This window comes from Bacteroides graminisolvens DSM 19988 = JCM 15093 (assembly GCF_000428125.1).
Taxonomy (GTDB): domain Bacteria; phylum Bacteroidota; class Bacteroidia; order Bacteroidales; family Bacteroidaceae; genus Bacteroides; species Bacteroides graminisolvens.
In genome coordinates, this window is sequence record NZ_ATZI01000020.1 from 30,422 (window position 1) to 43,965 (window position 13,544).

Genomic DNA, 13,544 nt, shown 5'->3' on the forward strand with positions numbered 1-13,544 from the left:
AATATAACATCAGCATTATGACAAGGCTCAACAAAAAAACTATCTTTGCATAAATAAATATTCATTTAATTGACAGAAGTATGAAGAAACTGATCTATTTACTTACGGTAACAGCCCTGGGTATATCAGCTTGTAACAGCGGAAATAAAGGTTACACAATTAGCGGAACCATTGAAGGCGCAGCAGATGGTGATACTGTATTTTTACAGGAACGTTCAAATAGAGAATTCAACAAGATTGATACGGCTATCATCTCGAAAGGCGGTTTCAGCTTTGAAGGAAGTCAGGACTCTACTGTTAACAGATATATTACTTATTCTAAAGGAGACAATCAACTCATCATGGATTTCTTCCTTGAAAACGGAAAGATAGATGTGAAGATGGGTAAGGAAGAAAATTCTGCCATAGGTACTCCGGCCAATAATGCTTACCAGGAATTCAGAACGCAAATGAGCGCATTGAATAATAAGCAGAATGAGATTTATGAATCAATGGGGAATCCGGCGCTGACCGATGAGCAGAAAGAAGCCAAACTGAAGGAGATGAATTCTCTGGAAGAAGAGATGATGAAAATAATAAAAGACGGTATTCAGAAGAACATAGAAAACACGGTTGGTGTATTCCTTTTGGGGCAGTATAACTACTACCTGGAATATACAGAAATTGAACCGCTGCTCGAGAAAGTTCCGGCTGCATTCCAAAGCAATGAAACGATTGTTCATCTGAAGGAGTTGGTTAAAACAGCAAAAGCCACGGCTGTAGGTCAGAAGTTTGTTGATTTCCAGATGAAAACTCCCGAAGGCAAGGATATCAAACTGTCTGATGTGGCTGGTAAAGGCAAAGTGGTTTTGGTAGACTTCTGGGCTAGCTGGTGTGGTCCTTGCAGACGTGAAATGCCTAACTTGGTTGAGGCTTATGCGAAATATAAAACGAAGGGATTTGAAATTGTAGGCGTGTCGTTAGACAGAGACCTCCAGTCTTGGAAAGATGGCATCAAGCAATTGAATATTACGTGGCCTCAAATGTCCGACCTTAAATTCTGGGAAAGCGAAGGTTCTCGACTTTATGCCATCCGCAGCATTCCTCATGTTGTGCTGATTGACAAAGACGGAACCATTGTGGCACGTGGCTTACACGGTGAAGAGCTTCAAGCTAAATTGGCCGAGCTTATTAAGTAATCATCCGGTAATCAGATACTAAAAAAGGTCGCTAAGTTAGCGACCTTTTTTAGTATCATACGTTCTATTTAGTTAAACCAACGAACATAACAGAAGTCCTGACGATGAGGCAGATCCGGATTTTTAGGATACATGCGGTATGCCACCTTGAAGCTTCCTGCATTGGATAAGCTGTGAGTTGCCTGGAAAGTATAAAGTGTTCCTTCCTTTTTAACTACCTCGAAAGGTTCAACGGAATAAACATGTTCTTTGCCATCTGCATCAGTAAAAATGGTAACCAGCTCAATGCCGATCGCATCATTCAATCCCTTCTCATCAATGACGTAAGTAATGGTGTAATCCTTGCCGCTTTGAATAGAATCCTGAAGTAATTCTTCACTCTTTTCAAAAGAAACGACCTCAATAGAATCCCATTTCTCGGCAACCTCTTCCTTCCACGCTGCTATTTCCTTGGCTTTCTTATAATTGTCAGCATTTAAAACATGGAAACGTTTGGCCAGTTTGTTGTAGAACCGATCATAGTAGTCGTCCAACTGGCGTTTCATGGTATAATGCGGAGCAATTTGAGAGATGGAGTTTTTAATATACTTAATCCATTCTTCGGAATAACCGGCTTCATTCTTGTCATAGTACAATGGCAAGATCTCTGTCTCCAATATACTATAAATAGTTGCCGCATCCAGCTGATCTTGGTATTCCTGATTCTGGTAAGTACGCTTCTCGGTCAACGCCCAACCTGCCTTCTCGCGGTAACCTTCCAGCCACCAACCGTCGAGCACAGAGAAATTCAATACTCCATTCATCAAAGCCTTTTCACCGGATGTACCCGATGCTTCCAAAGGTCTTGTAGGAGTGTTTAACCAGATATCAACGCCGGTGACCAAACGACGGGCCAACTGCATGTCATAGTTTTCAAGGAAGATAATCTTTCCTAAGAATTCAGGTCTCCTTGATATCTCTATAATTCTTTTGATTAATCCCTGTCCGGCGCCATCATGAGGATGGGCTTTCCCTGTAAACAGGAATTGCACGGGGCGATCGGGGTTATTGACAATCTTAGACAAACGATCCAGATCCGTAAAAAGTAAGTGCGCACGTTTGTAGGTGGCAAAACGGCGTCCGAAACCAATTAACAAGGCATTCGGATTGATTTTCTCCATCAGCGAAACAATGCGAGAGGGATCTCCCTGATTTTTCAACCACGTTTCGCTAAACTGTTTGCGTATGTAGTCAACCAGCTTGTGCTTCATGGTTTGACGGGTATTCCATATTTCCTCATCGGGCACGTTGTTGATTGCTTCCCATATTTTAGGGTTCGACTGGTCATAAAGGAAGTTGCTATCAAAATATTTGGCATAGAGTTGTTTCCACTCGCGCGCACTCCAGGTTGGGAAATGTACTCCGTTGGTTACGTAACCCACATGGCTCTCTTCGGGGAAGTATCCTTTCCAGATAGACGAGAACATTTCTTGTGATACTTTACCGTGCATCCAGCTTACGCCATTTACTTCTTGCGAAGTATTACATGCAAAGACCGACATACAGAAGCGTTCACCCTTGTCTCCCGGGTTATTGCGACCTAAATCCATCAAATCATCCCAAGAGATTCCCAGTTTTTGAGGATAGCCACTCATGTATTTACCAAACAACCCTTCATCGAAGTAGTCGTGCCCAGCCGGAACCGGAGTGTGAACCGTATAAAGAGAAGAGGCTCTGACTAATTCTATCGCTTGATCAAAGCTCAATCCTTCGGCAACATAATCAGAAAGACGCTGCACGTTAATCAAAGCGGCATGTCCCTCATTACAATGATATATATCTTTCTTAATGCCGAGCGCTTTCAAAGTTAGTATACCTCCGATGCCCAACAAGATTTCTTGTTTCAAACGGTTCTCCCAGTCGCCACCATACAGCTGATGAGTGATAGAGCGGTCGAACTCGCTATTCATTTCATTGTCCGTATCGAGCAGATACAAGGATATGCGTCCCACATTTACTTTCCACACATAAGCATGTACTACGTAATCGATATAGGGAACATCCACCACAAGAGGTTGTCCGTGCGCATCATTCACCCTTTCCAACGGAAGTGTACCAAAGTTCTGAGCTTCGTAATTAGCAATCTGTTGTCCGTCTATAGCCAATGATTGAGTAAAATAACCATATCTGTATAAGAAACCGATGGCGCAGAGGTCCACATTACTGTCAGACGCTTCCTTCAAATAATCACCTGCCAAAACACCCAGACCTCCCGAGTATATTTTAAGAACATGATTTAAACCATATTCCATACTGAAATAGGCAACGGAAGGACGCTTTGAATCGGGTTCAACATCCATATAATCTCTGAACTTGGCATATACATCATTCATTCTTTTCAGAACGAGCTTGTCATTAGCCAAAGCTTCCAGTTTATCAAAATTCATACGTTCCAGAAGCAAAACGGGGTTTTGTCCTACCTCTTTCCATAAAGCCGGATCGAGACTTCTGAACAAATCTGTTGCTTCATAATTCCACAATGTCCAGACATTACGAGCCATTTCGGATAATTTCTCAAGCTCTGCCGGAACAGAAGATCTCACAGTTACTTCCCTCCAATTAGGAGTATTCACATTGCTAACTTTAATCTTCATAATGCTATTAATTTACTTATTGATGAATAAATCTTTATCTTATTTGCGCTTTGCCGCATTGCATAAAGCAATATGATAAGCCTCGTAATAATACGTTATAAAGTGCTTCCACAACGCTTTCTCGGCAATCGCAGTTGCCTTACCGCTTATTTCAGCGGTTTCTTCGGCGGTCTTAGAAGCAAATACTGTGATCGTATTTTTTATGCTATCGGCTACTTCCATGTAGTTACTGTCTGTACGATGAAGTACTTCTACCCCATCATTTATGCAATTGCATGTATCCAAACCGTTAACCCATAAACCAAAACCGGCTAAATCCGTAGTAATGGTGGGCACCCCGAAGGCAATACTCTCAAGAGGCGTATACCCCCAAGGTTCATAGTATGAAGGATACACACTGAGGTCCTGTCCTAATAACAAATCGTAATACTCTTTGTTGAATACACCGTCTTTTCCGTTCAGGTAACACGGTACAAAAATGACTTTTACCTTGTCATCCGGGTTATTAGTCATGCCAAGCCTCTTAAATGCATGTGTTATTTTATCGAATTCAGGTTCGAATAACAAATGAGATATAAACGAATTGGGCAAGGGAGTATTGTATTTCTTTCGACTCTGTAAACGTTCTACTAAATCTTCGCGCGCTTCTCCGGCCCACGCAGGCACATTGATAAAGGCAAGTACCGTTTTATTGAGTTTTTCGTCCTTATTCAATTGGTACAATGATTCAATAAAAACATCAATTCCTTTATTCTTGAATTCATAACGTCCACTGGTTCCTATAATCAGCGTGTCATCGGTCAGATTAGTGCCCAACAAACAATTGGCTACACGCAGCATAGCTGTCCGAGCTCTTTTACGTTTACCGGTAAAAGCCGCTCCTTTGGGAACAAAATCGTCCTCAAATCCATTCATCAGCACCACGTCTGCCTCCTTTTCTAGCAACTGCTTACATTCCCGGTTCGTGATTTCACTTACGGTTGTAAAACAGTCAACATGATGAGCTGCTTGTTTTTCTATGGAGTGCTTGGATTCCATATTAAGTTCCTGAGCCATTTGGTCGCCATTGTAAGCAAACAAATAGTCGTAAAGAGGTTTCTCGTTTCCGGCAATGGAGCGCCCGATAGAAGTTGCATGGGTCGTAAATATAGTAGCAATTTCGGGAACGGCTTGTTGTATGTACAAAGCGCCTAAGGCGGTCATCCACTCATGCGCCTGATAAACAACTTGATCGTTGTCAGACAGGTAATAACGATAGAAACTTTCTACCAACCGGCCCGCCGCATAAGAAAACATGGACGCTTCATCGTAATCACCGTACGCATGCAAGGAATCAACCTGAAAAGCGTTCCACATCTCTGTGTAGATTTCATTTTTATGTGAGAAAAATGGCTGAAAATCAACCAACATAACGATGGGTTTACCTGGAATATTCCAGCGCCCAATGCGTATGCTTAATCCTTCTTTCAAGGCTTTTTCGCGCCAGTCACTGAAAAGAGTCTTCGATTCCAGAAACAAAGGGTTCTCTTTTCCTTGCCACACATCGGGCCCCACAAAAATAAGTTTGTCGTGAAAATGAGCCTGAAGAGTATTGGCACGAGTAGACAATACCGTGTAGATACCTCCCACTTTATTACATACTTCCCAGCTTGACTCAAATATATAATCGGGTAACAATAATTCTTTTATCATATAAAACTAATACGCTATATCACTAATATTGCAAAAATACATATTAATTATCGAAATATCACGCGTAACACATTAAATCTAAGTAAATAAGAGGTAACAAACGTTTGCGGAAATGACTCAATTGGGCATAAAAAAACATCCGCAAGTTTAAAACCTACGGATGTTTTCAATTTTTTCTATGTTTTATTGCTCATTACGCAACCAGTGCACTACCCATCAGGAAGGTAGCAGCAAGCGCCACGATAGCATATAATTCAGGGAATACAGCCAGAATCAGCGTATTTCCAAACACATTATGACCTTGACCTATCGCTGCAATACCATTTGCACATACTTGTCCCTGACGAATGGCCGAGAAAAGTGCAACCAATCCTAATGCAATACCGGCACCTAAAACAGCAGCAGCCTGAATACCTGTAATGGCAGGTGTCAACACGCCAAAGATGGTTTGAAACATAAAGTATCCGGCAAAACCATATAATCCTTGTGTTCCCGGAAGGGCTGTAAGCACCAAGAAGTTACCAAAAGCGGTATCGTTTTTCTTCAAAGCACCAATTGCTGCATTACCGGCAATTGTTACACCATAAGCGCTGCCGATACCAGACAAACCAACCATAACTGCGATGCCGATATAGGCAATAAATAAATTCATTTCCATAATTTTATTCTATTTTATTGTTTATATATTCATTGATAAATTATTTGCTGAAAGGCTTGTATTCCTTTCCTCCTCCTTCGTAACCCGAATTCTTGAAGAATTCTACAAAGGTTAAACGCATAGGGTGCACCATAGCGCCCAATACATTCATAAAGATATTGATAGAGTGACCTATAACAAAAATAAGCACCATAACAATGGGACCTGCAATTACATTATCCGGACTCATGCCTACTGCCAGACTATTAAACACGCTGGCCAGAATTCCGCCCGAAAGTCCCAAAGCAAACAAGCGCACATAAGATAATATATCGCCCAGTAAGCCTGTTACCATATTATAAGAATCCCATAATCCTAAACCAAAGTTGATAAAGATATTCTTATCCGGACTGTTATAGAACAAGATCATGGCTCCTGCTATAGCAAGAATAACAAGATGTGCAGTTCCACCCATCGGGAATACAGCCGGTAATACGGCAGCCAAACCAACTGATACTAACAAGATAATCCAGCCAATCGTTCCTACGGCATATTTGAATCCAAATTGTATAGCCTGATTAACTGCCTTAAGAATCATACCAAATAGAATCTGTATAACGCCCAATAACAGCGACAGTTGAAACATATCATTGTTGTCCATGGCAATGGCGTGTTTCATTCGTTGAATAAATGGCCAGTCTAAATCATAAAAATTAGCTCCGAAAAAGGTTCCGGTCAGCATGCCACAAAAGAAAGTGGAAGCAGCTAGTAACTGCACCAAAGACAAAATGGGTTTCATGGTTTTACCTATGTTTTTTGCCAGCAAACGGTACAGAGTCACACCCAAAAGCAAAAACAGTCCATACCCCGAATCTCCCAGACAAAGCCCGAAGAAGAGCATGAAAAATGGAGCAAAAAACGGAGTCAGGTCCAGTTCATTGTATTTAGGCAGCATATACAGCTTGCAAATTGGCTCGAACCAGGCAAACAGTCCCTTATTATTCAATTGAATAGGTACATTGTCTTCCGGTGCCGGCTTCTTGATATCATAATACACTGACTGCGAATTCAGGTAAGCAACAATTGGGTCTTCTTCCGATGCCGGTAACCACCCTTGCAACAGCATAAGCTTTTCGCCGGCAGCTGGTTCGGTGTTAAGAACGACTTGATCAAATTCAATCTCACCGTTTAACTCTTTCCTGGCAGCCAATAATGAAGGAATATCCTTCCGCGCGATGTTGTGCAGGGTTTCCTCTTGACGCAATAATTCTTCTTTATTATTTAGAATGAGTTCTTGCGTTTGGCCGTATGACCGATCGGGCAACTTAATCCGCTCCACATCCAAATCAATTTCTTGATTCGTTTTGGTAAAAGTGATAAAGTAAACCTTCGAAGCGACTCTATTAATGACCATGGCATTGTAAGCCTCTATCCAATCTTCATTGAAATTAGCTTCCGTTGATATATAAAATCCAATATCATAGCCGGAATCACGCAGCTTGGCGATACTCTCGGGAGAGAAATCGCCCCATGGTTCTAATACGGCAAGTTCCTTTTCATATGCCAGAATCTGTTGTTGCAAACTACTTTTATGATTGAGCAGCTCATCAACCTCATCAAGAATTTGCATTCCCCTTGAGGCTGAAACGGTTTCCGAATCATCCGTTACTTTCTCTTCAGTTTTTATATTCTGAAGCAATTTTATCGTAGCAGACAACCTGGCAGATAAGCGAATCTTTTCTTGTAACGCTGAATTATCTGCCATTCCTTGCTGTTTCTCAGCAATATGAACAACCCCTAAATCACGGAGATTATTTAAAAAAGCATCATATTCCTTATGGTAAACAAGAAAAGTGAGTTTTTTCATTTTAGTAATCATAACTCAGCCTCCTTTCTTTTCTCTTGTTGCGATTTCAATATCTTTTGTGAAGACTTCGATAAGTTCTCTTCATCTTCCATAAAGCGTTTTATTTTACGCAACGCATCCTGATAACCAGGTATTTGTACCTTCTCAAAAAGATTAACCTTTTGAGTCGTTTTCTTACGCGCATGTTCCAGCAAGTTTAATTTAGCCAGAATAAACTCTCGTTCAATAGCTGTTTGCGCCAATCCTTTTAGCAAATGTATACCATCGGCATACCACTTGGGAGCGTTAAACAAACTATAGGGGCGAATATCAAAATCGACGTTTTCGAGCAATGGAACCCGTACACCGGCAATCTTTTTAATACCCAGATGAACATCGTTTACCCTGATTAACGAAGCATCAAACTCATTCCAAAGAGCGAACATGGCTTCATAGGCAAGAATTTGTTTTTCGAGCCTTTCCTCTAGCAACACAGCTTCAGATTTGCAACGTTTGACCTCCATACGCAAAGCACTCTCTTTATTCTTTATAATAGGAAGAGTACGCACGCGTATTTTCAGTTGCTTTTCGAGCTGTTGAAGAGACGTTTTGTTATATTGAAACTTTATAGCCATCTTATAAGCTTATGGATGATATTTATTTCCAGTACTGATCTACTAACTCTTGTTTGATGTTCACTTCTTCGGGGCGGAAGTACTTACTAAACAATCCCCAAGCTACATCTAGCATCTCAGTCGTATTCAAGTTCACATCAATAGCCAGCAATTGATTCGAATAATCTTTTGCATAAGCCAATGTACGCTCATCGTAGTTAGTCAAATCAAAACCGTTCTCCAACTTGGTTTTAGCATTCGCCGCATCGGCATACAAACGTACGGCCGCATTCATTACTTGCGGATGATCTTTACGGGTCTTCTTTCCGGTAACTAACTGCTTCAAACGAGAAAGTGAACGGAACGGATCCACAATCACCTTACCAATATCACTGTCGCGACGCAGGAATAGCTGTCCTTCCGTAATGTATCCGGTATTATCGGGCACAGCATGAGTGATGTCGCCACCCGAAAGAGTTGTTACGGCTATAATAGTAATGGAGCCCCCTGCTGGGAATTGCACGGCTTTCTCATAAATCTTAGCCAAATCGGAGTATAGTGAGCCAGGCATAGAGTCTTTGGAAGGAATCTGATCCATACGGTTTGACACAATAGAAAGTGCATCGGCATAAGAGGTCATATCCGTAAGAAGTACCAAGACTTTTTCATTGTTATTCACTGCAAAATATTCGGCAGCAGTAAGGGCCATGTCGGGAATCAGCAAACGCTCTACCGGAGGATTCTCCGTTGTATTCACAAAACTCACAATACGGTCAAGAGCTCCGGCATTTGAGAACACATTTTTGAAATACAGGTAATCATCATTGGTCATACCCATACCTCCCAAAATAATTTTATCTGTTTCTGCCCGCAGCGCTACATTGGCCATTACTTGGTTGAAGGGTTGGTCGGGGTCAGCGAAGAAGGGAATTTTCTGACCGGAAACCAACGTATTATTCAAGTCAATACCTGCTATTCCGGTTGCGATCAGTTCAGACGGCTGCTTACGTCGAACCGGGTTGACCGACGGACCGCCAATTTCAACCTCCTCGCCTTCAATTTCCGGTCCCCCGTCAATCGGGTCTCCGAATGCATTAAAGAACCGGCCGGAAAGCTGTTCACTTACTTTTATCGTAGGAGCTTTGCCTAAGAATACCACTTCAGCATTTGTCGGTATACCTTCTGTACCTTCAAACACCTGTAGCGTCACTTCATCTCCTGTTATTTTAACCACCTGAGCTAACTTACCGTTAACAGTAGCCAGCTCGTCATACCCAACTCCTGCTGCTTTCAACGAACAGGTAGCTTTGGTAATCTGAGTGATTTTCGTATATATTTTCTGAAATGCTTTTGTTGCCATTATACTTATTTACTTTACGGTTATCGAATTAAGCTTTCCTTTCTTGAATCAATTCGTTTAATTGCTTTACGAAATCATCATATTCCGGTGACTTGAACTTGGAATAATTCATCTGTTTGCAAACATTGATCATCTTCTTAAAGTAATCCATTACTTCGTTGAAATTATCAAATTCAAATTCAGTGTGGCAAATATCAATAACCATGTTAACAATAGCTTCTTGTCTCTCCATAGGAGTTACCGCATCAATCTCATCAAAAGCATCTTGTTGAAGAATGACAAAGTCAATCAGCTCCGATTTCCAAAAAGTAACGTGATATTCCACAGGAACACCGTCGTCACCCAAGATGTTTATTTGTTCTGCAATCTCCTTACCTCTTTGCAAACGGGTTTTTATTTCGTTGACTTTCTTCAGCCATTCATTATTGATGCGCTTGCCTATATAATCTTCAAATTCGGGGTACTCAATATATTTAGAATACGAATCAATCGGATTCACGGCAGGATAACGCTTTCTATCTGCCCGGTCTTGTTCAAGTGCGTAAAAACAACGCGCAACTTTCTTTGTATTCTCAGTAACCGGTTCTTTCAAGTTTCCGCCGGCAGGAGACACCGTTCCGATAAAAGTGATGGAGCCCGTGTTGCCGTTATTCAGAACTACGTAACCGGCTCTGCCGTAAAAGTTGGAAATAATAGAAGATAAATCCATGGGAAATGCATCCGGACCAGGCAACTCTTCCATACGATTGGACATTTCACGCAAAGCCTGTGCCCAACGTGAGGTTGAATCGGCCATCAACAGAACCTTCAGACCCATAGCACGGTAGTACTCGGCAATGGTCATAGCTGTATAAACAGAAGCTTCACGCGCAGCAACCGGCATATTCGACGTATTTGCAATGATGATTGTACGTTCCATCAATTTGCGTCCGGTATGCGGGTCTATCAATTCGGGAAATTCCGTAAAGATTTCCACTACTTCATTGGCACGTTCACCACAAGCTGCAATAATCACAATGTCGGCCTCTGCTTGTTTGGATATGGCATGCTGAAGAACGGTTTTTCCTGTACCGAACGGTCCGGGAATAAATCCGGTTCCACCTTCAACAATCGGGTTTACTGTATCTATAACACGTACACCGGTTTCCAATAATTTAAATGGGCGTGGTTTTTCTTTATAATTAATCATGGCTCTTTTTACAGGCCACCTTTGAATCATGTTCACTTCAACTTCATTACCGTCTTCGCCTACAAGCACAACGATAACATCATAGATACCATATTCACCTTCAGATACAATTGATTTAACAGTGTAAATACCTTTTAGTGTAAAGGGCACCATGATTTTTAAAGGCTGGAAGTTTTCATCAACTTGTCCGAGCCATGTTGCTGCTTCAACCTTATCTCCTATTTTCACTAAAGGAGAAAAATGCCATTTTTTGTCCTTGTCCAGTGGAAAAGTGTACTGTCCACGCTTCAAGAAAACACCATCCATTTTATCGAGGTCATTCTGTAAACCATCGTAGTTTTTAGAAAGCATACCCGGTCCTAAGGTAACTTCAAGCATGTGTCCGGTAAACTCAGCCTCTGAACCAACCTTCAAACCACGTGTGCTTTCAAATACCTGAACATAAGCATTGACACCTACTACTTTAATTACCTCAGCCATCAGCCTGTCACCACCAGTTGAGATATAACAAATCTCATTTTGAGCTACAGGACCGTCAACTGTGAGGGTTACCATGTTGGATATTACTCCACAAACAGTTCCTTTTGTTGCCATATAATTTATTTGTTTATTTATCTAAATTCAACGGGAATCTGAACATCATTCTTTAGCGAATCTATCATTTGCCTAAAGAGTTTACTGCCCCGTTCCTTATCCATTAAAATCCATCTCTCAACCATTTCTAATTGGAGCAGAAAAGCAAAAATACGCTCTATAGTAAAATAATTAAAGAAAGTTGCATTTTCCAACCATTTCCATTTAAGTATATCTATTTTCTTTTCTCTCTCAACTAAATCGTCTACCTCTGTCATTTTAAGCAACGGTTCAAAATAATCCACCTCACCGGTCAACCCAAAATCACGGGCTCCGGAAGTTTTGAGTGCAATACTTACATCCGTGTTCCCCACGATAGAACGAGCCACATCCTGTTTGTATTTACGAGAAACAAGAGCTGCTAAAATATTATTGAGATTAAGATTAAATTCAAACCATGACACGATAAATTCATTCTTCGACCTCATGGCATATTCAAAATACAATGATGAGAGATAATCTTCTTGAACAGCAGCATTATCATCATTATTCTCACTATAGTAATAGGAAATAAAATCGATAAGGTATGTAGGATATGCCAAAGATTCCTCATTGACACCATCTCTGACCTGAGTTATCAAATCAAGCAATTCTTGCCCGGTATAATTTCCCCTATTGTCAGTGACAGCATCTTTATCATTCAACAGCTTTATCAAATTTCGATTATCAAATTTCAGATAAAACAGATCAATAAGCTTTTTATCAGCAGATGATAAATCCGGATATATTTCAGTTCTGAAGTCGGCTACCGTATAACTCAATTTGGTATCTTCCAAATGAATGTCAGGTAAACCAGCCACCAAACAATAATATTTACTCATATATGGATTGTTTAAAGGCTAAACGCTGAAAAGCATCTCAACCAATTGTGGACGCAAAAATGCCTTAAAGTAATTCATAAATTCTTCTTCCCCAAAGTTTATTTTATAAGATCCATCTTTCGGAGATACGGTGAAGAGTGTTTTAATGCCATTTACTTGTTCTATTTGAACGCCTTTATCTAAAAGAGATTTGGCATGTGCTGCAAAATAAGCTTTCAGAGCTTCTGCTTCTTGAGTACTGATTGTAATAGGCTCGTTAGCACTCCATTTAGAAGCTAAAGCAACGATAAACGAATAAAGATACTCTTTGTTATTTACGAACTCATTAACCGGAGCTGAAACAATTTTATCAGTAACCACAGATGCAATCTCAGACTTGAGCGCATTAACAGACTGACTGGCAAACAATTTCAACTCTGATTTGGTATTCTCGACCAACTCTTCTGCAGCTTTACGAGCAGATGCATTAATTGCATCGGCCTCTTTACGGGCTTTTTCAATAATTGTTTTCGCATCAGCTTCCGCTTTTGCTATCAGTTTCTGAGCTTCTTCATTTCCTTTTTCAACGCCTTCACGATAAATCTTATCTGTGAGTTCTTGAATTTTATTTTCCATACTTATAGGATTATTTTGAAGTTTATATATCAATCGTGTGTCTTAACCAGAAGGAATGGGCCAAATATACGAAATTAACAGCATTTTTGTTTTAAGATGAGAGGAAAAAGGAACTAGTTTAATATATTTTTCATTCCTGTGTTTCAAATGGATATCTCCGGTAGGCTTTAAACGCAAAAAGTCCCACAGCTTTGTATAGCTGCAGGACTTCTCTAAAAAACGGCGACTACCTACTCTCCCACTGTTACGCAGTACCATCGGCGTGACAAGGCTTAACTTCTCTGTTCGGAATGGGAAGAGGTGGAACCCTTGTGCTATAGTCACCT

Annotated in this window: 10 protein-coding genes and 1 rRNA gene; 1 reads left to right on the plus strand and 10 read right to left on the minus strand. The window is 40.8% G+C overall.

What is annotated here, in order from left to right; translation table 11 throughout:
• The first annotated feature begins 80 nt into the window (after positions 1–80).
• Complete coding sequence (locus C511_RS0111380; RefSeq protein WP_024997263.1) at positions 81–1,178, plus strand: TlpA disulfide reductase family protein; 1,098 nt, start codon at positions 81–83, stop codon at positions 1,176–1,178.
• 68 nt (positions 1,179–1,246) lie between these two features.
• On the opposite strand, the gene C511_RS0111385 is transcribed toward C511_RS0111380, so the two are convergent.
• The 10 genes from C511_RS0111385 to rrf all read right to left on the minus strand — a co-directional run bounded on the left by C511_RS0111385 (position 1,247) and on the right by rrf (position 13,543).
• The gene (locus tag C511_RS0111385; RefSeq protein ID WP_024997262.1) at positions 1,247–3,811 is read right to left on the minus strand and encodes a glycosyltransferase family 1 protein; all 2,565 of its coding nucleotides are present in this window, start codon (positions 3,809–3,811) and stop codon (positions 1,247–1,249) included.
• 39 nt (positions 3,812–3,850) lie between these two features.
• Positions 3,851–5,503, minus strand: coding sequence for a glycogen/starch synthase (locus tag C511_RS0111390; RefSeq protein ID WP_024997261.1), 1,653 nt, complete (start codon positions 5,501–5,503; stop codon positions 3,851–3,853).
• 193 nt (positions 5,504–5,696) lie between these two features.
• The gene (locus C511_RS0111395; protein ID WP_024997260.1) at positions 5,697–6,161 is read right to left on the minus strand and encodes an ATP synthase subunit K; all 465 of its coding nucleotides are present in this window, start codon (positions 6,159–6,161) and stop codon (positions 5,697–5,699) included.
• A 40-nt stretch (positions 6,162–6,201) separates the two neighbouring features.
• Entirely contained in the window at positions 6,202–8,019 is a 1,818-nt protein-coding gene (locus C511_RS0111400; RefSeq protein ID WP_024997259.1) for a V-type ATP synthase subunit I, read from the minus strand.
• Positions 8,016–8,621: a V-type ATP synthase subunit D gene (locus C511_RS0111405; RefSeq protein ID WP_024997258.1), complete on the minus strand. Its 606-nt coding sequence runs from the start codon at positions 8,619–8,621 to the stop codon at positions 8,016–8,018. The genes C511_RS0111400 and C511_RS0111405 overlap by 4 nt, the downstream gene beginning before the upstream one ends.
• Positions 8,622–8,643: 22 nt before the next feature.
• Complete coding sequence (locus C511_RS0111410; protein WP_024997257.1) at positions 8,644–9,960, minus strand: V-type ATP synthase subunit B; 1,317 nt, start codon at positions 9,958–9,960, stop codon at positions 8,644–8,646.
• A 28-nt stretch (positions 9,961–9,988) separates the two neighbouring features.
• A complete protein-coding gene (locus C511_RS0111415; protein WP_027318159.1) occupies positions 9,989–11,743 on the minus strand; it encodes a V-type ATP synthase subunit A in 1,755 nt (584 codons plus the stop codon).
• Between the two features lie 17 nt (positions 11,744–11,760).
• Positions 11,761–12,603: a DUF2764 family protein gene (locus C511_RS0111420; RefSeq protein ID WP_024997256.1), complete on the minus strand. Its 843-nt coding sequence runs from the start codon at positions 12,601–12,603 to the stop codon at positions 11,761–11,763.
• 18 nt (positions 12,604–12,621) lie between these two features.
• Positions 12,622–13,218, minus strand: coding sequence for an ATP synthase subunit E (locus C511_RS0111425; RefSeq protein ID WP_024997255.1), 597 nt, complete (start codon positions 13,216–13,218; stop codon positions 12,622–12,624).
• Between the two features lie 217 nt (positions 13,219–13,435).
• A 5S ribosomal RNA gene (gene rrf, locus C511_RS0111430) occupies positions 13,436–13,543 on the minus strand.
• Between the last annotated feature and the right edge of the window lies 1 nt (position 13,544).